Consider the following 20,289-nt stretch of genomic DNA (forward strand, 5'->3'; position numbering starts at 1 on the left):
GGGTGGGGCTTTACTTGCTTGGGCTTACTGGGGCTTGCGTTGTCGGCTGCTGGTAGGTGCCAGCGGTTGTCACGCGTGTGGCTCCTCCGGCGGCGAGTACCACGACGTGCGCGCACGGGTGGCCTCTCAAGCCGCCGCGTCGATCACGTCGGGCGCCGGACTCGCATCCGGCCCCGCCTCGCCGAGACAACTCGCCCAGTGTAATCCAGCCGGAACCGGTGCTTGACCCCCGCCCCGGTCTGTGCAAACGGCCGCGTCGGGGGACCGGGTGACACCCGACGATCAGCAGCCGCGGAGCGCCGCCATCACGGGCGCGAACGTCTCCATCGCGGGTTCGAACACGGTCACGTACGTGAAGCCGTACCACTCGCGCCGGCCGACCAGTTGCTCGGCGATCTCGTCGACCGTCCCGGCGAGCAGTTGCGGTGCGGCGGCGAGGCCGGCGGCCGACAGCTCGAGGCCCGGCACCCCGTCCTGCCAGGCGGCGAGTGCGGCGGCCGGCTCATCGGTGACGGCGATGTGCTGGACGAGCAGGTTGAACGACGCCACGTCCGATCGCCTGCGGACCCGATCCGTCCGTTCGGCGAGTTCGTCCGCACCGGCGAGCGTGAAGGTGCCCGGCGGCTGGCCTCGTCGCTGACGCAGGCCCGAGAAACCCACGATGTCGGCCTCACGCGCCGCGAGGTCCAGTACGGCGTCGCTGTTGCCTGCGACCAGGAGCGGCGGCATGGCGTCGCCGAGCTCGGCCCGTAGCTGCGCCAGCGTGTCCGACAGTTGCGCGACCCGTTCCCGCGCGGGCCGCCACGGCAGCCCGGCCGCGTCGAACTCGGCCTTCATGTGTCCCGCGCCCACGCCCAACTCGAACCGCCCCTGCGCGATCTCGCCGACGGTGTGGACGTCCCGCGCGAGGAGCGAGGCGTTGTAGAACGGCACGTTCAGCACGAACGGCGTCAGGTGCGCGCGTTCGGTGACGGCCGCGGCCGCCGCGAGCGCAGGCACAGGGCCGAGGTTTCCGGTCCCGAGATGATCGGCGACGGCGATGACGTCGTAACCCAGCGCCTCGGCCCTGCGGCACCGGCCGAGCCAGTCACCGTCGTGCGGACGGACGCTGACACCGAAACGGAAGGACCCCATGGCGGAACCGTAGGTCGCCACGGGGTCCTTCCGACACGTGTTTCGCCGGCGGCGGACACCGCAGGCGATCAGCTCCGGATCACGCGCTGCCGTCGAAGAGGCTCGTCACCGAGCCGTCCTCGAAGACCTCCTGGATCGCCCGCGCGAGCAGCGGGGCGATCGACAGCACCGTCATCGTCGGGAACCGCTTCTCCTCCGGGATCGGCAGCGTGTTGGTGACGATCACCTCGCGCGCCTTGGAGTTCGCCAGCCGCTCGGTCGCCGGGTCCGACAGAATGCCGTGCGTCGTGGCGATGACGACGTCGGAGGCTCCCTGGTCGAGCAGCGCCTCCACGGCCTTGCTGATCGTGCCGCCGGTGTCGATCATGTCGTCGATCAGCACGCAGAGACGGCCCTTGACGTCACCCACCACGCGGTTCGCCACCGCCTGGTTCGGCTTGTCGGGATCACGCGTCTTGTGGATGAACGCGATCGGCCGGTCGCCCAGCTGTTGGGCCCACTTCTCGGCGAGCCGTACCCGGCCGGAGTCGGGGGAAACGACGGTGATGTCGTGGTCGCTGTAATGCTCGTTGATGTAGTCGGCGAGCACGTTCTGCCCGTGCAGGTGGTCGACCGGGCCGTCGAAGAAGCCCTGGATCTGGGCAGTGTGCAGGTCGACCGTCAGGATGCGGTCGGCGCCCGCAGTCTTGAACAGGTCCGCCACCAGCCGCGCCGAGATCGGCTCACGGCCCTTGTGCTTCTTGTCCTGCCGCGAATACGGGTAGAACGGCACGATCGCCGTGATCCGCTTGGCGCTGCCCCGCTTGAGCGCGTCGATCATGATGAGCTGTTCCATCAGCCACTCGTTGATCGGCGGGGAGAAGCTCTGAATGACGAAGGCGTCGGTGCCACGCACGGACTCCTGATACCGCACGTAGATCTCGCCGTTCGCGAACGTGTGCACCGTCTGAGGGGTGACCGTCACGTTGAGGTTCTTCGCGACCTCTTCGGCGAGCTCGACGTGTGAACGCCCCGAGAAGAGCATCAGGTTCTTCTTGGGTGTTCCGGACTTCGGACTCATGCTGGCGACTCCCCGTCGGTGTCGGTTTCCTCCTGGTCGGCGACGGCCTGTTCTGCAGCCTCCGCCGCTGGGGTACCCGGCCTGCGCCGCGGCACCCAGCCTTCGATGTTGCGCTGCGGTGCCCCTGATACCGCGAGCGCTCCGGGCGGGACGTCCTCACGGATCACCGTGCCGGCGCCGCTGTAGGCGCCGTCCCCCACGGTGACCGGGGCGACGAACATGGTGTCCGAACCCGTCCGGACGTGCGAACCGATCGTGGTGTGGTGTTTGGAGATGCCGTCGTAGTTGACGAACACGCTCGAGGCGCCGATGTTGCTGTGCTCGCCGATCGTGGCGTCACCGACGTAGGTCAGGTGCGGCACCTTCGTCCCGGTGCCGATGTCGGCCTTCTTCGTCTCGACGAACGTGCCGATCTTGCCCGCCTCGCCCAGCTTCGTGCCGGGGCGCAGATAGGCGAACGGTCCGACCGACGCGTCGTCGCCGATCACGGACTCGCTGCCGTGGGTGCGCACGACGCTCGCGCGCTCGCCCACCCGCACGTCCGTCAACGTCGAATCCGGCCCCACGGTCGCGCCCGTACCGACGGTCGTGGCGCCGCGCAGCTGCACCCCGGGCTCGATGACGACATCACGGGAGAGCGTGACATCGAGGTCGATGCGCGTGGCTGTGGGGTCGACGACCGTGACGCCCTCGCGTTGCCAGCGGGTGACGATGCGGCGGTTGAGCTCCGTGCCGAGCGTCGACAACTGGACGCGGTCGTTGACACCCTCCGTCAGCCACGGATCGGCCACCGGCAGCGCGCCGACCCGGCGACCGTCGCCGCGCGCGATGCCGAGGATGTCGGTCAGGTAGAGCTCGCCCTGCGAGTTGTCGGTCGACAGCCGCGACAGGCCGTCGGAGAGGACCGCGGCGTCGAAGGCGTACACCCCGGAGTTGATCTCGGTGATGGCGCGCTGGGACTCGTCGGCGTCCTTGTGCTCGACGATGCCCGTGACGTCGCCGTCGGCGTCGCGCACGATGCGGCCGTATCCCGACGGATCGTCGACCACCGACGTGAGCACGGTGACGGCGTTGCCGTCGCGCTCGTGGGCGGCGAGGAAGTCGGTCAGCGTCGGGGTGTCGAGCAGCGGCACGTCGCCGTAGGTGACCAGAACCGTGCCGGAATCGCCCGCGGGAAGTGCCTCGAGGGCGCAGCGCACCGCATGACCGGTACCGCGCTGCTGCTCCTGCACCGCGGTCTTCACCGCGGTGCCGATCGCGTCGGAGACCGTGTCGAGGTGCGCGCTCACCTGCTCGCGGCCGTGCCCGACGACCACCACGAGCTCGTCGGGTCCGAGACCTGCCACGGCCCGAACGGCGTGTTCGACGAGGGGGCGCCCCGCGATCGGGTGCAGCACCTTCGGAAGGTCCGAACGCATGCGGGTGCCCTCGCCTGCGGCGAGGATGACTGTGCTCAGGGGCCCGGGCACGGCACTCCTTGGATTCACCGGGGACGGGATTCACCGGGGATTAATCTCGGCCGGTTAACGATCCTACGTCCGCTGGCCGGCGTCGGACGTGGGGCCGCCCTCAGGTGCGGTCTCCGTCTCGTCATCGGCCTCATGACACGACGCGATCTGGTTTCCGCCGCCGCGTTTCGCCTGGTACATCGCGGCGTCGGCGCGGGAGAGCACCTCCTCGCCGCGTTCGCCGGCTCGGAGGGTCACCAGCCCGACCGACAGGGTCACGCCGTGCGACAGGTGCCGTGGCAGTTCGTCGACCGCCGTCACCGCGCGGTTCATCGCCTGGTGGGCCGCCGATAACGTGGCACCGGGCAGCAGCGTGATGAACTCGTCCCCGCCGTAGCGCGCGACGATGTCGTCCCCGCGCAGCGAATCCCGGAGCGTGCTGGCCACGACCCGGAGCACGTCGTCACCGTCGGCGTGCGAACGCTGGTCGTTGACTCCCTTGAAGCCGTCGAGGTCGATCAGTGCCACGGCGAGCGGATCGCTCGACGCCGAGGTCGCGAACCCGCGGAGCCGTTCGTCGAGTGCCCGACGGTTGGGCAGACCGGTCAGCGGGTCCTGCAACGCCTGCTGCGTGACCGCACCGTGCGCGGCCGACAACCGCTCGTGTTCGCGGCGGGTGTCGAGGGCGGCGCTCTGCGACTCGCGCATGGACCACAGTTCCGCTTCAAGCGCTCCCGCGTAGTCGGCCAGCTGGGCTCGGGGGTCGCCGAGGTCGTACCGGTCGGCGAATCGGGCGAGCTCGTGGATGAGGCCGATCCGCATCGACGGCTGCGGATACTCCTCGGGGATGTGGTGGCGATCCTCCATGAGCAGCCGGAACGCCTCTTCGTGCTCGCCGACCGACTCCAGGCAGCGGGCGAGTGCGATCGCCAACAGCGGGTTGTCGTACGGGTACAGCGGCGTGGCCCGCAGGCTGCGGAGCCGGTCGATGTGCGCGTCACTTGGGGCGGCGAGTGCCAGCGCGGACGCCAACGACGCGACCTGGTCGACGGCCGCCACTCCGGCCTTGCGGGGGAACAGGGACTCGGCGAACGGTGCTTCGACGGCGATCGCCATCGAAGCGGCTGTGCGGAACCGCTCACCCGCCTCGTCGCTGCGGCCGATGCGTTCGAGTCGCAGGCCCCAGCCGAGCAGCATTTTCACGCGGTTCATCAGCAGCATCGTGATCTCGTGCGGCCCTGCACTGTCGCGGACGGCCTGGTGGGCCCGCGTGATCACCTCTTCGGCGACCTCGTAGACGCCGAGCTGGTTCAGCACGATCCAGCAGTCGTTGAGCGCGGTGGACAGCAGGCGGTCCCAGGCGCGCCTGCCCAGCCCCAGTTCCTGTGACGGCGGATCGTCGAGTAGCGCCAGTGCCCTGGCGATCTCCGTCAGTGCCGCGTCCTCGTGACCCGCGAGCACGAGACGGCGGCCACGCAGGGCGTGCGCGTCCGCGCGCAGCAGCGTGGCGCCGTGCCTGCGAGTGTGCGCGAGCATCTCGTCGAGTTGCCGTGCGGCGTGGTCCTGTGCACTCGCACTGATGAGCCGTGACAGAGCAGCGGCGCGGAGCATCTGGGCGACGAGCAGCGGTTCGCCGCGTCGCTGGGTCTCGTGGAGCAGCTCGTCCAGTCTGGTGATGATGTCCTGCTGCTCGTGCTTCTCGCTGCGCTGGACGAGGGCGATCAGTTCCCGGGCGCGCCCGAGCAGCCAGGCGTCGGACTTGTCGCCGAGTGCCGGGTCCGCTGGATCCTGCGGCGTCGTGCCGACGGCGTGCGCACCGGGGTCGGCTGCGACTCGGGTGCTCGCGGCCGCGGCGGCTGAACCCGTGCCGCATGTTGCGGCCGCGCCGCCGGGGGCGGCGCCGGGCTCGGCCGCGACCTTGGACTCTTCGCCGTCCAGCGGACACACACCCCCTGGGCTGCCGGGATTCCGCTCTGCTCCGCCGCCAGGGCTCGAACCTGGACTGTCAGAACCAAAATCTGAAGTGCTGCCAATTACACTACGGCGGATTGCGCCTGGTCAGGATATCCACTGCAGGTTGCACGCTGCGCGCAGGTCCGAAGCCGGTGTTTTCGCCTCTCCCTCAGGTGGGAAACCTCCTGTACCGTAACTTACGCAATCGTAGGTTAGGTGACCCTTCCACCGTCACCGTTGACTCGCCCAAGGGGCTGGTGACGGCGGTCCTCGTGGAAAGAAGTGACGTGCATGACGGCAACTCTGGACGCGGACGAAACACCGAAGGCCGGTCGCAAGCCGATCCTGGACGGCCAGCGCACGGCCGGCCTTCAGTTCGCGGTCTATCTCGGTGTGCTGGCTCCGCTGGCAGCGCTCATCGCCGCGGTCCCCTTCGCATGGGGCTGGGGCCTTTCGTGGGTCGATGTCGGCCTCTTCGTCGTGTTCTACGCCTTCTCCGGCCTCGGTATCACCGTCGGATTCCACCGCTACTTCACGCACGGCTCGTTCAAGGCGAAGCCGTGGCTCAGGGCGCTGCTGGCCATCGCGGGCAGCAGCGCGGTGCAGGGGCCGGTGATCACGTGGGTTGCGGATCACCGCAGGCATCACGCGTTCTCCGATCGCGAGGGTGATCCGCACTCGCCGTGGCTGTTCGGCACGACGCCGGTGGCCGTCGCGAAGGGCTTCTGGCACGCCCACATGGGCTGGCTGTTCCAGCGGGATCAGAGCAACCATGAACGCTTCGCCCCCGATCTGCTCAAGGACAATGCGATCAGCAGGATCGACAAGCTGTTCGGGCTGTGGACGCTGCTCACGTTCGTCCTGCCGGGCATCATCGGTGGACTCGTCACCTGGTCCCTGTGGGGCTTCGTGACGGCCTTCTTCTGGGCGGGCCTGGTGCGGGTCTGCGTGCTGCACCATGTGACCTGGTCGGTGAACTCGATCTGCCACATGCTCGGCGAGCGGCCGTTCAGCGCGCGTGACCGTTCGGCCAACTTCTGGCCGTTGGCCATCGCCTCGTTCGGCGAGTCGTGGCACAACCTGCACCACGCCGACCCGACGTCGGCCCGTCACGGTGTGCAGCGCGGACAGATCGACATCTCCGCCCGCGTGATCTGGGTATTCGAGAAGCTCGGTTGGGCGCACAAGGTGCGGTGGCCCTCGGCCAAGCGCCTGGAGAAGCTCTCGACCGCGTGAGCGTGACCGGGTGCCTGTACGGTTCGGCAAATGGCAGGTCGACGGCGCGCTAAGCGAGACGCGGCCGCCGCAGGGGCTCCGTCGGACGCCCCCGCGGTGGCGCGCGTGCGCATGACGGGCACCGAGCGCAGGCAACAGCTGCTGAACGTCGCTCGGGCACTGTTCGCGGAGAAGGGCTACGACGGCACGTCCGTCGAGGAGATCGCGCGGCGCGCGAACGTCTCCAAGCCTGTGGTGTACGAGCACTTCGGCGGTAAGGAAGGCGTGTACGCGGTCGTCGTGGACCGCGAGGCGCAGGCGATTCTCGACCGCATGGTGTCGAGTCTGCATGCCGACCACCCGCGGGCGATGCTCGAGCAGGCCGCGAGCGCCCTGCTCGGCTACGTCGACGAATCGCACGAGGGATTCCGGATCCTGGTGCGGGACTCGCCGGTCGCGAGTTCGACGGGCACGTTCTCCACGTTGCTCAACGACATCGCCAGCCAGGTCGAGGACATCTTCGGCGAGGAGTTCTCGGCACGCGGCTACGACGGCAAGCTCGCGCCGCTGTACGCGCAGGCTCTCGTCGGCATGGTCGCGCTCACCGGGCAGTGGTGGCTCGATGCGCACAAGCCGAAGCGGGACGAGGTGGTCGCGCATCTGGTGAACCTCGCGTGGAACGGTCTGTCGAATCTCGAGCACAAGCCGAAGCTGCGCGTGGCCGAGTGAGTCGAGCCGAGTCCGCACCGCCGACTCGGGCGCCGTCGGTCGGCGACCCTCGACGGGGACGTAGGCTGGGAACCAGAACCCCATAGTTCGACGATTCGAGTACCTGTGCCCGGTTTTCGCCGGGCACAGGTGTGTCCGCGTGTTCGCACCCGAGGGAGACGCTCCGTGTCCCAGCCGACGTTGGCCGGTCTGTTGTCGGCCACCCTCCCCGATCCCGCCCTGCGCACGGTTCTCGAGCGCGCGGGCGGACCCTTTCTCGACCTGGACGGCGCGCCGGCGACGCGGCAGCTCGTGCTGTCGGCTCTCGCGTCCGACGCGGGCGCGGACAAGCCCGTGCTGGCGGTCACCGCGACCGGCAGGGAAGCCGACGAGCTCACCGCGGCGCTCGGGAGCCTGCTGGGCGAGGACGTGGTCGCCGACTTCCCGTCGTGGGAGACGCTGCCGCACGAGCGGTTGTCGCCGCGGGCGGACACGGTCGGCAAACGATTGGCGGTGCTGCACCGGCTCGCCCAGCCCGGCAACGGCGGTCTGCGCGTCGTCGTGGCGACGGTGCGCAGCCTCATCCAGCCGATGGCGCCCGGCTTGGGCTCGCTGGCCCCGGTCGATCTCCGGGTCGGCGAGGAGCTCGATTTCGAAGGCGTGCTCGAGCGGCTCGTCGAGCTCGCCTACACGCGCGTCGACATGGTCGAGAAGCGCGGCGAGTTCGCCGTCCGCGGTGGCATCCTCGATGTCTTCGCGCCGACCGACGAGCATCCGCACCGCATCGAGTTCTGGGGTGACGAGGTCAGCGAGATCCGGGCGTTCTCGGTCTCGGACCAGCGTTCGCTGCCGGGCGAGATCCCCGAGGTCGTCGCGTCGCCGTGCCGGGAACTGCTGCTGACGGCGGATGTCAAGGCGCGTGCCGCCGAACTCGCCGAAGAGCACGCGGCGGACGCACAGCTCGCCGAGATCCTCACCAAGCTCGCGGACGGCATCCCTTCGGAGGGCATGGAATCGCTGATCCCGGTCTTGTGCGAGGGCGAGCTCGAACTGCTCACCGACGCGATGCCGGAGGGCACGCACATCGTCCTCTGTGATCCCGAGAAGATCCGCGCGCGTGCCGCCGACCTCGTACGTACCGGGCAGGAATTCCTCGAGGCCTCGTGGACGTCCGCCGCCGACGGCGGGCGCGCTCCCATCGATCTCGGGGCTTCGGCGTACCGGGGGCTCGGCGAGGTCCGCACGCATGCGACCGGGTCGAACCGCCCTTGGTGGACGTTGTCGCAGCTGACCAGCGAGGACGACGCCGTTCACATCGGGATCGACCAGGCGCCCGCCTATCACGGCGAACTCGAGAAGGTCGTCACGGATCTGCGAGCGCACACGGCGGCGGGAGGTGCGGCCGTGGTCGTCGTCGCGGGCTCGGGTACTGCGCAGCGTGCCGTCGAGCAGTTGTCGGCGGGTGAGGTGCCCGCCACCTACGCCGAGTCCCTCGCCGAACACCCGAAGCCCGGCGTCGTCACGGTTACCTGCGGCGCCATCACCGATGGGTTCGTGGCGCCGGAGAGCGCCCTCGTCGTGCTGAGCGAATCGGACATCACCGGCCGTGGTGCCACCGCAGGACGTTCGGGGCGCGACCTGAACACCAAGATGCCCTCTCGGCGCCGCAACGCGGTGGATCCGCTCGCCCTCAAGGCGGGGGACTACGTGGTGCACGACCAGCACGGCATCGGCAAGTTCGTCGAGATGGTCCAGCGCACCATCGGTGGGGCCACGCGCGAGTACCTCGTACTGGAGTACGCGGCGTCCAAGCGGGGGCACCCGGGCGACCGGCTGTTCGTGCCCAGCGATCAGCTCGACGAGGTATCCCGATACGTCGGTGGGGAACTGCCCACGCTCAACAAGCTCGGCGGTTCCGACTGGAAGAACACGAAGGCGAAGGCCCGCAAGGCGGTCAAGGAGATCGCGGCCGAACTGGTGCAGCTCTACGCCGCGCGGCAGGCCGCGCCCGGCCACGCGTTCGGTCAGGATTCCCCGTGGCAGGGCGAACTGGAGGACGCGTTCCCGTTCGTCGAGACGAACGATCAGCTCGCGGCCATCGACGAGGTCAAGACCGACATGGAGCGCAGCGTCCCCATGGACAGGGTGATCTGCGGTGACGTCGGCTACGGAAAGACCGAGATCGCGGTTCGCGCGGCGTTCAAGGCGGTACAGGACGGCAAACAGGTCGTGGTGCTGGTGCCCACGACGCTGCTGGCCCAGCAGCACCTGAACACCTTCACCGAGCGGATGGGTTCGTTCCCGGTGACCATCCGTGGCATGTCGAGATTCACCGAGCCCGCCGAGGCGGACAAGACCCTCGAGGGCCTCGCCGCCGGGGAGGTCGACATCGTCATCGGTACGCACCGGCTGCTGCAGAGCGGTGTGCGGTACAAGGACCTGGGCCTGGTGATCGTTGACGAGGAGCAGCGGTTCGGTGTCGAGCACAAGGAACACATCAAGGCGCTGCGGACGCACGTCGACGTGCTGACCATGTCGGCGACCCCGATTCCCCGCACGCTCGAGATGAGCATGGCAGGCATCCGGGAGATGTCGACGATCCTCACGCCGCCGGAGGACCGGCATCCGATCCTGACCTACGTCGGTTCCTACGACGACAAACAGGTCGCCGCGGCGATTCGGCGTGAGCTGCTGCGCGACGGCCAGGTGTTCTTCGTGCACAACCGGGTCTCGTCGATCGAGAAGGCCGCGACGCGGCTGCGTGAACTCGTGCCGGAGGCACGGATTGTGACCGCGCACGGACAGATGCCCGAACACAAGCTGGAACAGGTCATCCAGGGCTTCTGGCAGCGGGACTTCGACGTGCTGGTCTGTACTACGATTGTCGAGACCGGTCTGGACATCTCGAACGCCAACACGCTGATCGTCGAGCGGGGCGACATGATGGGTCTGGCTCAGCTGCACCAGCTCCGCGGTCGTGTCGGCCGAGGCAGGGAACGCGGCTACGCCTACTTCCTGTATCCGCCGGAGAAACCGCTCACCGAGACGGCCCACGACCGTCTCGCCACCATCGCGCAGAACACCGAGCTCGGCGCCGGTATGGCGGTGGCGATGAAGGACCTCGAGATCAGGGGTGCGGGCAACATCCTCGGTGCCGAGCAGTCCGGGCACATCGCCGGCGTCGGTTTCGATCTGTACGTCCGGCTGGTGGGCGAGGCGGTCGACGCGTTCCGGCGCAGTACCGGTGCCGAGTCCGCCGAGGACGAGGCGCCTGCCGAGGTCAGGGTCGACCTGCCGGTCGATGCGCATCTGCCGCACGACTACGTGCCCGGTGAGCGGTTGCGGCTCGAGGCCTACCGCAAGATCGCGGCGGCGACGGACCAGTCCGAGTTGGACAGTGTGCTGGAAGAGCTCGTGGACCGCTACGGCCAGCCGCCGGAGCCGGTGCGCAGGTTGCTTGCGGTGGCGGCCTTCCGGCAAACGTGCCGCAAGGCGGGCGTGACCGAGGTGACCGTGCAGGGCAACACGATCCGTTTCACGCCGCTGCCACTGGGCGATTCGCAGATGGTGCGGCTGAAGCGGCTCTACCCCAAGGCCGCGTACAAGGCGGTGACGCACACGGTGTCGGTGCCGAAACCGACCGAAGGGCCCGCGGGCGGCCGGATCGGCGCGCCCCCACTGCGTGACGAGGCGCTGATCGACTGGTGCAACAACCTCCTGACGTCGATGACGCAACAGCCTGCGGCGGTGTGAGCACGCGTGATGCCTGCCGCGACCCGTCCGTGGGTGGGCGCGGCAGGTCGTCTCCATCGTGACAGCGGTTTCGAACTTGCGGTCGTATCGTTCTGAGTTCCTCGCTCGGGGCATGACCCCAACGGTAATCCGCATTGTTGCCGAATAGAATTCCCGAAAACGGCGATAATTTCCGGAAAGAATTCGACACTCGTGACACGTCAGCGCCCGCTGCGGGTTGGATGGCGGTCGGCGGAACCCGTTGCACTCCAACGGGTTCAGGGTCGATTCCGACTGTCAAATCGCGACGGCCGGGGGCCCTTCGGGTAATTCCCAGTCCGGGACCGCCGCGTCCGGGTTCTTTCACGCGGCCACTGTGATGCGACGACTGTGATGCGACGACTGTGATGCGACGACTGCGACGCGACCACCCGGTCGACGGTCGCCACCGTCTCGTCGAGTCTCACCTCCTCGCACGATTCCACCGGCTCGCGCTGTGCGAAGGCATGCGAGTGGCGCCGCACAGCGCCACGGGCGCCATCCGGACGGAAGTAGGTGCATGCCGGTCACGTGGTTGCGTGGAACGGTGGGGTGTGTGCGAAGCTGCCGCTTGTGATCCGGATCATGCGTCGCCCCATCGCGTTGTTCACCGCTCTGCTCGCAGGTCTCGTGCTGGCCGGATGCGGCTCGGGGCCGAGTCAGGTTCACTCGGCGGCCATCGTCGGTGACCGCTCGGTGCCACTCGACGATGTGCAGCAGGAGATCGACTGGCTGCTGGACAACGTGCCGCAGGCACAACAGGCGCAGCGACAGAACAAGGTCGACATGTACGCGCGCGAGGTCGTCCGCGGCCGTGTGATCCACGAGCTGGCGCAGATCGCGGCGAAACGCGAAGGCGTCCGGGCCGATCGGGCCGAGGTCGACGAACTGATCCGGGGTAGCGGCGGCGCGGAGGAGGTGTCCCGCTCGGCAGGTGTCGAACCTGGCCGGGTGCGTGATCTCGCCTCGGACCAGGTCGTGCTGCAGGAGCTCGCACGCAAGTACCTCGGCAGCCTGTCGGTGGATCTGCTCGGCACGGTCATCAGCGGCGACGAGCCCGGCAACAGTGCCAAGGAGAAGGCGACCGCGCTCGGCAGGCAGATCGCCGACGATCCGGACGGGGCACGGGCGACGGTCAGGGAAGCCGGCCATCAGCTGGTCGACGAGGAGCTCGACTTCGCGGAAACGCTCCAGAACGACCCGGAGCTGGCAACGACCGCGGTGTTCGGTTCGCAGCAGGGCACCGTGGTGGTCGTCCAGCCGAGCAGGCAGCGGGCGGGCTGGCTGGTCGGGCTCGTGACCGAACGCCGGACCGATGAGCAGGCGGATGCGGCTGCGCCACAGGTCAACCCCGAGTATCTCTACTTCGCGGGCCTGCGCATGCTGCAACCGGTCGCGGAGGACGTCGGCGTGCGGATCAACCCGCGGTACGGCGTGTGGGACGAGGCGGCATTGGCTCCGGCTCCGGACGAGGACGAGCTGACCGGGAAGCTGTTGCGGTCACGTACCGTGAACTCATGACCTGGCGATCGCCGACGGTGGTGCTGTGCAGTCCGGCGCTGCCGGACCACGTGCCCGCTGCCGCCTTGAGCGTGGTTCGCGGGGCGGAACACGTCTACGCGGCCGTGGGGCTTCCCGACACGCTGCGCGCGGCGCTGGATGCGAAGCCGGCTCCGCACCCCGACGAGCTGACGCGGCAGAGCGGTGTGGTCCTCGTGGCCGCCGACGCCGGCGGTCCCGGAGCGGCGGAGCTCATCGCCGAGGGCGCCACGGTGATCGAGGCCCCTGCGCCACCCCTCGAACGGGCCGTCGAAGTCATGGATCGGCTCAGGTCCCCCGGAGGCTGTCCGTGGGACGGGAGTCAGACGCACGAGTCGCTGCGCCGGTACCTCGTCGAGGAGACCTACGAGCTGCTCGAGGCGATCGAGGACGGCGACCGGACAGCGCTCCGCGAGGAACTCGGGGACGTGCTGCTGCAGGTGCTGTTCCACGCCAGGGTCGCGGCCGAACACGAGACCGATGCGTTCGACGTCGACGAGGTCGCGACCCAGTTGGTGGCCAAGCTGGTCGGCAGGCATCCGTATCTGTTCACCGGCGCGGGCAGGGTCGATTCGGCGGAGCAGCAGCAGCTCGAGTGGGAAGAGCTGAAGCAGCAGGAGAAGCAGCGCGAATCGCTCGTGGACGGAGTGGCGCTGGGACAGCCCGCCGCCGCGCTCGCTGGCAAGCTCGGCCAGCGGACCGGTCGTGCCGGGGTGCCGTTCGATCTGATGCCGGCGGGCGCGGACGACGGGTCGCGGTTGTTCCGGATCGCGGCGGCGGCCGCGCGTACCGGCACCGATGCCGAGGGTTCGTTGCGCGGAGTCGCCAAGGAATTCGCCGCGCGGGTCCGCGAGGCCGAACGTGCCGCGCGGGCCGCGGGCAGGGAACCGGCCGAGCTGGATGCCGACGGATGGCGGGAGTTCTGGCCGGCGTCATCCGCGTAGCCTGGCCGGGTGAGCGAACGCCCTTCGTCCTCTACACCCCGTGGTGATGGCGGGCCGTCGTGGCCGTTGCCCGGTCCGGCGCTGTCGCGCATCGCTCTCACCCTCGGCCTCGTCGCGACCGGCCTGATCCTCGTGTTCACCGTCGGGATGAACCGCGGCGGGGAACCGAACGCCGAAGGTGCCGCGCCGCCTTCCCAGCCGGAGTCACGGCCGGAAGCACGGTCGAACCCGCAGCCGACCGTCCCGGCAAAGGCCACGGCCGCGCCGGTGGATCGGCCGTCGGAATCGGATGAGGACGAGCTCGACACGTGGTCCCGGCAGATCGCCCGCGCCACCGGGATTCCTGCGCGTGCCGCGGCCGCCTACGGGCGCGCGGAGATGTGGCTGCGCGGAGACCGGCCGGGGTGTCACCTGTCGTGGAGCACCCTCGCGGCGATCGGGCAGGTCGAGTCGCGGCACGGTGCCGCGGGCGGCGAACCGGGGATCGGCGTCGACGGGGTGCCCGCCACGCCGATCGTCGGCCCGCCGCTGGACGGGTCACAGGGGCGCGCCGAGGTGCGGGACACCGACCGCGGCGAGGTCGACGGGGACGCGACGTGGGATCGGGCCGTCGGGCCGATGCGGTTCCTGCCCGCACAGTGGGAGCGCTGGGGGAAGCGGGCGACCGGCGACGGGCGTGCCGCCGATCCGCAGGACATCGACGATGCGGCGCTCACGGCGGCCCGGCTGCTCTGCGCCGAGAAACGCGACCTGGCCACGGCCGACGGTTGGTGGAACGCGGTCGGAGGCTTCCGGGGGCCGGTCACTTCCGGGGGCGCCGACGAATACGCAGGCAGGATCGCCGACCAGGCGGACGTCTACGCGGGTCAGGCTCCGGGCTGACGAGGTGCGGGGCCGTGGTGCGTCCCAACCGGGGCAGCGTCCAAACCGGGGCAGCGCGTCGCCGGCCACCGCGCAGAGCGCGCCGGGGCGGATCCCGCTGCCGCGCCGGTGCGGATTCAGTTGCCGCCAAGGGCGAGACGGGCCGACACCTCGCCGATCGCGTCCTGGTACTCGGCCTGCGGGTGCATCGCCGAAGCCATCCGCAGTTGACCGAGGGCCTCGGCGAACCGGCCGAGTCGTTGCAGCGTCTTACCCAGCACGAACCGGGCGTAGTGGTCGGACGGGTCGTGTTCGATGACCTTGCTCAGGGCGTGTTCGGCCCGCCGCAGCTGCGCGGAGTGGAAGTAGGCGCGCCCGGCGAGCAGCTGAACGCTCGGCTTGTCGGGTTCGGCTTCGAGGACCGGTTCGAGAGCCTTGAGCGCGTCGAGCGGGCGACGCCGTTTCACGAGGGCTTCGGCTTGCCGGAATGCGTGGACAGGGGAGTTGCCGGTGTGGGTCGCCGGCCGGCCGGCAGGACTCGGGGGCCTGGCCGGAGGTGGATTCGATGGCGTCGATTCACCCATGGTTCAGCGACGGTACCCGCGTCGAAGGCGGTTATCGAGACCTTGACCCCGCGCCCGTTCGATGATCAACCTGGTGGCGGAGTGTGTGCCAGGGGTGTGGCGACGCCCCGGGGGCATGATAGGTAGCGATCATTCGTGTGGTGGACTAGCCCGCCATGAGCGACCCCGCGATGACAGGCGACGACCCGAGGTATCTCGGCATCGCGCCGTACCTCTACTACACGGACGCCACCGATGCGGTGGAGTGGCTCACCCGCGTGTTCGGGTTCACCGAGAAGGTCCGCTACGTCGACGCGGCCGGCGAGGTCTTCCAGGCGACCCTGAGCGCGGGCGGCTCCGACATCCACCTCGCCGGTGTCGGTGACGACTACTGGCCCGCGAAGGGCGTCGACGGCCCGGTCGGCCAGCTGAACGTGGTGTACGTCGACGATGTCGACGCCCAGTTCGAGCGGATCAACGAGGCGGTCGGCGACGGTGTCGAGGTGTCTCGTCCGCAGGACCAGCCCTACGGGGCGAGGCTGTTCACCGTGCAGGACGTCGGCGGCAACAGCTGGACGTTCTGGCAGCACATCTCGGACACGGCCGATCTGCCCGCAGGCTGGCGGGAGATTCGCAACGGTGAGACGGTCTCCGGCAGTGCCGACCCCCTCACCGATCCCGACGCCGAACCCGCCGGTGAAGCCGGCGGCGAGGCCACCGGCAGTGGGGAGCGGGACGGCGCCGACGGGGCCGGTGAGCGTCCCGTCGGCTGATCCGCTCGGGAACTGAGATGTTCACCACTCGCCGTTCGAATCGCCATCTGTGCACGTCGGCGTGCGCGTGCCTCCAACGGGTGACCAACGACGCCCGATACGCTGCTGCTCAGGCGACTACGTTGAGTGCCGTCAGAACGGCACAACCGGGTGAGGAGCAAGTGTGGCGGTGATCGAGCAGGTAGGCGCGCGGGAGATTCTCGACTCTCGTGGCAACCCGACGGTCGAGGTGGAGGTGGCCCTCGACGACGGAACGCTGGCGCGGGCCGCGGTTCCGTCGGGTGCGTCGACCGGTGAGCACGAAGCCGTGGAACTGCGGGACGGCGACCCGAATCGCTACGGCGGCAAGGGCGTCGAGCGCGCCGTGGCCGCGGTGCTGGACGAGATCGGCCCCGATCTGGCCGGCGTCGACGCGGTCGACCAGCGCATCGTCGACCAGAAGCTGCTGGACCTCGACGGTACGCCGGGCAAGTCGCGGCTGGGCGCCAACGCCATCCTGGGCGTCTCGCTGGCCGTCGCGAAGGCCGCGGCCGATTCGGCCGATCTCGAGCTGTTCCGCTACCTCGGCGGACCGAACGCCCACGTGCTGCCGGTCCCGATGATGAACATCCTCAACGGCGGTGCCCACGCGGACACCGACGTCGACATCCAGGAGTTCATGATCGCCCCGATCGGCGCCGAGTCGTTCCGGGAGGCGCTGCGCTGGGGCACGGAGACGTACCACGCGCTGAAGTCGGTGCTGAAGTCCCGCGGCCTCGCGACCGGGCTGGGTGACGAGGGCGGCTTCGCCCCGAGCCTGAGCAACAACCGCGAGGCGCTCGACATCATCGTCGAGGCGATCAAGAAGGCCGGCTACCAGCCGGGCAGGGACATCGCGTTGGCGCTGGACGTGGCGGCGACGGAGTTCTACGCCGATGGCGTCTACAACTTCGAGGGTTCGAAACGCAGCGCCGAGGACATGAGCGCCTACTACGCGGAGCTGGCCGATGCCTACCCGCTGGTGTCGATCGAGGACCCGCTGTCGGAGGACGACTGGGACGGCTGGGTCACGTTGACCTCGCAGCTCGGTGACAAGCTGCAGCTGGTGGGCGACGACCTGTTCGTCACGAACCCGGATCGGCTCGAGGACGGCATCTCGCGTGGCGCGGCGAACGCGCTGCTGGTGAAGGTCAACCAGATCGGCACGCTGTCGGAGACGCTGGACGCCGTGGCCCTGGCGACGTCGTACGGCTACAAGTCGATGATGAGCCACCGTTCCGGCGAGACCGAGGACACCACGATCGCCGACCTGGCGGTGTCCACGGGCGTCGGCCAGATCAAGACCGGTGCGCCCGCGCGCAGCGAGCGTGTGGCGAAGTACAACCAGCTGCTCCGCATCGAGGAGACCCTCGGGGACGCGGCTCGCTACTCGGGCGACCTGGCCTTCCCACGGTTCACGCCGGAGAGCTGACGCGACAGTGGCCGACCGGGGGAGAACGCGGACCAGGCGCGGTGGGGGCCGAGCACGCGGCTCGGCCCCCCGCGACCTGCGGTCGTCGCAGCGCACTCGGCGTTCCGGCGACCGCAGGTCGGCCCTGCGCCGCCCCGCGGCTGCGAAACGCGCGGCGAGTGCCGCCAGGGTGCTGGGGATGTCCACGACGCGCCGTGCGGCCGTCGTGGCGATCGTGGTGTGCGCGCTGGCGTTCACCATCGCCGTGCCGCTGCGCACGTACCTGTCGCAGCGTGCAGAGGTCGCCGAACAGGAGGCCAGGCAGGAGCAGCTGCAGCAGCAGGTCGAACGCCTCGAACAGCGGAAAGCCGAATTGTCCGACCCGGCGCAGGTCGAGGCCGAGGCGAGGCGCAGACTTCGGTATGTGATGCCGGGCGAGACGCCGTACATCGTGCAGCTTCCCGAGGATTCGGCCGCCGAACCGGAGCCCGCACAGGGAGACGGCTCGCCGCAGCGTCACGGAGCCTGGTACGAGCAACTGTGGAATGGCGTGACCGAGGGTGAATAAGACCGATTTCGAACCGGTGACCGACGCGGACCGGGAGATCATCGCGGAGCAGTTGGGCAGGCCGCCCCGGGCGCTGCGGGCAGTCGCGGCGCGCTGCGCGAGCGGGCACCCCTGCGTTGTTCAGACCAGTCCGCGCCTCGAGGACGGTACGCCGTTCCCGACGTTGTACTACCTGACGTGCCCGAACCTGAGCTCGCTCGTCGGCGGCCTCGAAGCACGCGGTGTCATGCGGGAGATGACCGAGCGGCTCGAGCGGGACGAGGACCTCGCCGCGGCGTATCACCGTGCCCACGAGGCATACCTCGCCGAACGTGATGCGATCGATCCGCTGGGCCACGAAGTCACCGCGGGCGGAATGCCCCGCAGGGTCAAGTGCCTGCATGTCCATCTCGCGCACACGCTCGCGCGCGGCGAGGGTGTGAATCCGTTCGGCGATGAGACGTTGCGCCTGCTGCACGAGCTCGGCTGGCCGAACGGAGACTGCGCCGCTCGATCCTGAGCCGACGCCCCGGAACCGGGTGACGCCACCGGCGATAGCCCGACCGGACCAACCTCGCGAGTAGCAACGCCTGCGCGTGTGGGAGAAGTGCCCGTTGGGCATTCCTTCGACGGATGCGAGCGTCGCCGGCGCACGCGAGGAGGGGGCGTGGACAGACCGCGAAGAGCCCGATTCCGGGAGAAATCAGCTGCCATCGTGTTGGCGGGATCGCTAGCGGTAGTGCCCGCGGCGTTGTCGAGTGACCGGGCGGAACTCGCCTACGGCCGGACGGATTCCGAGCCCGCGGCGGAACCCGGCAACGGCGCAGGCAATACCGAGAGCAGGAATCGAGTGGGGGTCGACGGCAGCCTGCCGTCCCCGCCCGTGCCCGGCGAGCTGATGATCGAGATGCCGGAGCCAGGTCCGTTGGGGATCCCCGGCAGCATGCTCCAGGCGTACCGGGAGGCCGCGCGCTCGCTGGGTGCCGAACGGCCGGACTGTGGTGCCGACTGGGCACTGCTGGCCAGCATCGGCCGGTCGGAATCGAACCACGCGCGGGGCGGGTTCGTCGACGCCGCGGGCACGACGCGGGAACGGATCACCGGTCCGCCGCTGAACGGCGGTCCGGGCGTTGCCACGGTCCGCGACACCGACGGCGGCGCGCTCGACGGCGATACGACGTGGGACCGGGCCGTCGGCCCGATGCAGTTCGTGCCCGGCACGTGGCGCACATACGGCGTGGATGGCAACGGCAACGGCCGGGCCGATCCGAACAACGTGCACGACGCGACGCTCACCGCAGGCCGGTACCTGTGCACGGGCGGGGTGGACCTGCGGTCGGACGGCCAGTTGCGCTCGTCGTTGCACCGCTACAACGATTCGCGTTCGTACGTCGAGACCGTGATCCGCTGGGCGCAGGCATATCGCGACGGTGTGCTGCCGATCCCGGACAGCGACGTGCCGCTCGGGGCGCCGCCGGAGCTCGTGGCCGAGCCGGGTGAGCCGCCGCCCCATTCCGAGCAGCAGCCACCACCGCCCGACGTGATCGCCGAGCCGGGCCCCGAACACGAAAGGCCTGGCGGCGATTCGGGAGATGCGGGCAGGCCAGACAGCGGGGGCGGCCAGATCACGGTGACGAAACCGGGGCCGCCGCGTCCGCCGAACGGCCCCGGTGGCGGCAATGGCAACGGCGACGGCAGTGGCAACGGCGACGGCGACGGCCATGGCGGCGGCAATGGCGACAGCGGCCATGGCAACGGTGATGGCAACAGCGGCAATGGCGGCAACGGCGACGGCGACGGTAATGGCAACGGCGACGGCAACGGCGACGCGCCCGACGGCGGACCGACCACCACACCGCCGGACGTGCCGCAGCCACCGACACCGGACCCGACCGAGACACCCGACCCGACCGAGACACCCGACCCGACCGAGACACCGGACCCGACACCGTCGCCGACGGAGCCGACCGAACCACCGACCGGGCCGACCGGGCCGACGGGGCCGACGGAGCCACCGACCGGGCCGACCGGGCCGACGGGGCCACCGACCGGGCCGACGACGGATCCGACGACGCCGACCACGGATCCGACGACGCCCCCACCGGAGGAGTGCCCGACACCGAAGGAACTGGAGACGATGGCCGAGGAGGGTACGCAGCCACCCCCGTTGTGTCGGTGTCCCGGCGACCCGGACAGGGCCGGTGACGACGAGGTGCTGCCACCCCACGAATGCGAGTGGCCCCCGGGAGAACCACGGCCGAGTCCGGTGCCGTCGGCGCGGCCGGAAGGCCGGTGACCGTCTCGCCGCGGGCACTGCTGCCCGGTGGCGGTGAGCGTTTAGTGT

16 protein-coding genes and 1 tRNA gene are annotated in these 20,289 nt (G+C 69.7%); 11 read left to right on the plus strand and 6 right to left on the minus strand.

All coding sequences use genetic code 11. The features are described 5' to 3' along the window. Nucleotides 1-282: 282 nt before the first annotated feature. The 5 genes from FB384_RS12925 to FB384_RS12945 form a co-directional block, all read right to left on the minus strand. A complete protein-coding gene (locus FB384_RS12925; protein ID WP_183783020.1) occupies nucleotides 283-1,134 on the minus strand; it encodes a TIGR03621 family F420-dependent LLM class oxidoreductase in 852 nt (283 codons plus the stop codon). Between the two features lie 79 nt (nucleotides 1,135-1,213). Then, nucleotides 1,214-2,194, minus strand: a complete 981-nt coding sequence (locus FB384_RS12930; protein ID WP_183783022.1) for a ribose-phosphate diphosphokinase — start codon at nucleotides 2,192-2,194, stop codon at nucleotides 1,214-1,216. After that, entirely contained in the window at nucleotides 2,191-3,663 is a 1,473-nt protein-coding gene (glmU, locus tag FB384_RS12935; RefSeq protein WP_183783024.1) for a bifunctional UDP-N-acetylglucosamine diphosphorylase/glucosamine-1-phosphate N-acetyltransferase GlmU, read from the minus strand. The genes FB384_RS12930 and glmU overlap by 4 nt, the downstream gene beginning before the upstream one ends. A 63-nt stretch (nucleotides 3,664-3,726) precedes the next feature. Beyond that, complete coding sequence (locus tag FB384_RS12940) at nucleotides 3,727-5,388, minus strand: GGDEF domain-containing protein (RefSeq protein ID WP_183785443.1); 1,662 nt, start codon at nucleotides 5,386-5,388, stop codon at nucleotides 3,727-3,729. Between the two features lie 230 nt (nucleotides 5,389-5,618). Continuing rightward, nucleotides 5,619-5,690 (minus strand) — tRNA-Gln (locus tag FB384_RS12945). A 196-nt stretch (nucleotides 5,691-5,886) separates the two neighbouring features. Between FB384_RS12945 and FB384_RS12950 the strand changes: the two genes are divergently transcribed. The 6 genes from FB384_RS12950 (at nucleotide 5,887) to FB384_RS12975 (ending at nucleotide 14,654) form a co-directional block, all read left to right on the plus strand. Further along, a complete protein-coding gene (locus tag FB384_RS12950; protein WP_183783026.1) occupies nucleotides 5,887-6,831 on the plus strand; it encodes an acyl-CoA desaturase in 945 nt (314 codons plus the stop codon). Between the two features lie 111 nt (nucleotides 6,832-6,942). Next, nucleotides 6,943-7,539 carry a TetR/AcrR family transcriptional regulator gene (locus tag FB384_RS12955; RefSeq protein WP_183785445.1) on the plus strand — a complete coding sequence of 199 codons (597 nt, stop codon included), beginning with the start codon at nucleotides 6,943-6,945 and terminating at the stop codon, nucleotides 7,537-7,539. A gap of 180 nt (nucleotides 7,540-7,719) precedes the next feature. Next, a complete protein-coding gene (gene mfd / locus FB384_RS12960) occupies nucleotides 7,720-11,271 on the plus strand; it encodes a transcription-repair coupling factor (protein ID WP_183785447.1) in 3,552 nt (1,183 codons plus the stop codon). Between the two features lie 603 nt (nucleotides 11,272-11,874). Continuing rightward, nucleotides 11,875-12,810 (plus strand): SurA N-terminal domain-containing protein, encoded by a 936-nt coding sequence (locus FB384_RS12965; protein WP_221212715.1) that lies wholly within the window; start codon nucleotides 11,875-11,877, stop codon nucleotides 12,808-12,810. After that, the gene (locus FB384_RS12970; protein WP_183783030.1) at nucleotides 12,807-13,772 is read left to right on the plus strand and encodes a MazG family protein; all 966 of its coding nucleotides are present in this window, start codon (nucleotides 12,807-12,809) and stop codon (nucleotides 13,770-13,772) included. Before FB384_RS12965 ends, FB384_RS12970 begins: the two co-directional genes overlap by 4 nt. A 9-nt stretch (nucleotides 13,773-13,781) precedes the next feature. Continuing rightward, the gene (locus tag FB384_RS12975) at nucleotides 13,782-14,654 is read left to right on the plus strand and encodes a lysozyme family protein (protein WP_183783032.1); all 873 of its coding nucleotides are present in this window, start codon (nucleotides 13,782-13,784) and stop codon (nucleotides 14,652-14,654) included. A gap of 116 nt (nucleotides 14,655-14,770) precedes the next feature. On the opposite strand, the gene FB384_RS12980 is transcribed toward FB384_RS12975, so the two are convergent. Beyond that, on the minus strand, nucleotides 14,771-15,217 hold the full coding sequence (locus FB384_RS12980) for a tetratricopeptide repeat protein (RefSeq protein WP_183783034.1): 447 nt from the start codon (nucleotides 15,215-15,217) through the stop codon (nucleotides 14,771-14,773). Nucleotides 15,218-15,372: 155 nt separating this feature from the next. Here FB384_RS12980 and FB384_RS12985 point away from each other — a divergent pair, with 155 nt between their 5' ends. From FB384_RS12985 to FB384_RS13005, 5 genes are all read left to right on the plus strand, one after another. Then, nucleotides 15,373-15,969: a VOC family protein gene (locus FB384_RS12985; protein WP_183783036.1), complete on the plus strand. Its 597-nt coding sequence runs from the start codon at nucleotides 15,373-15,375 to the stop codon at nucleotides 15,967-15,969. A gap of 163 nt (nucleotides 15,970-16,132) precedes the next feature. Next, on the plus strand, nucleotides 16,133-17,419 hold the full coding sequence (eno, locus tag FB384_RS12990; protein WP_183783038.1) for a phosphopyruvate hydratase: 1,287 nt from the start codon (nucleotides 16,133-16,135) through the stop codon (nucleotides 17,417-17,419). 7 nt (nucleotides 17,420-17,426) lie between these two features. Next, nucleotides 17,427-17,966 carry an FtsB family cell division protein gene (locus FB384_RS12995; protein WP_183783040.1) on the plus strand — a complete coding sequence of 180 codons (540 nt, stop codon included), beginning with the start codon at nucleotides 17,427-17,429 and terminating at the stop codon, nucleotides 17,964-17,966. Further along, nucleotides 17,959-18,465, plus strand: a complete 507-nt coding sequence (locus tag FB384_RS13000; protein WP_183783042.1) for a DUF501 domain-containing protein — start codon at nucleotides 17,959-17,961, stop codon at nucleotides 18,463-18,465. The genes FB384_RS12995 and FB384_RS13000 overlap by 8 nt, the downstream gene beginning before the upstream one ends. Nucleotides 18,466-18,612: 147 nt before the next feature. Further along, a complete protein-coding gene (locus tag FB384_RS13005; RefSeq protein WP_323985220.1) occupies nucleotides 18,613-20,241 on the plus strand; it encodes a lytic transglycosylase domain-containing protein in 1,629 nt (542 codons plus the stop codon). Nucleotides 20,242-20,289 lie beyond the last annotated feature (48 nt).

The sequence above is a fragment of the Prauserella sediminis genome, from assembly GCF_014195435.1.
Classification (GTDB): domain Bacteria; phylum Actinomycetota; class Actinomycetes; order Mycobacteriales; family Pseudonocardiaceae; genus Prauserella; species Prauserella salsuginis.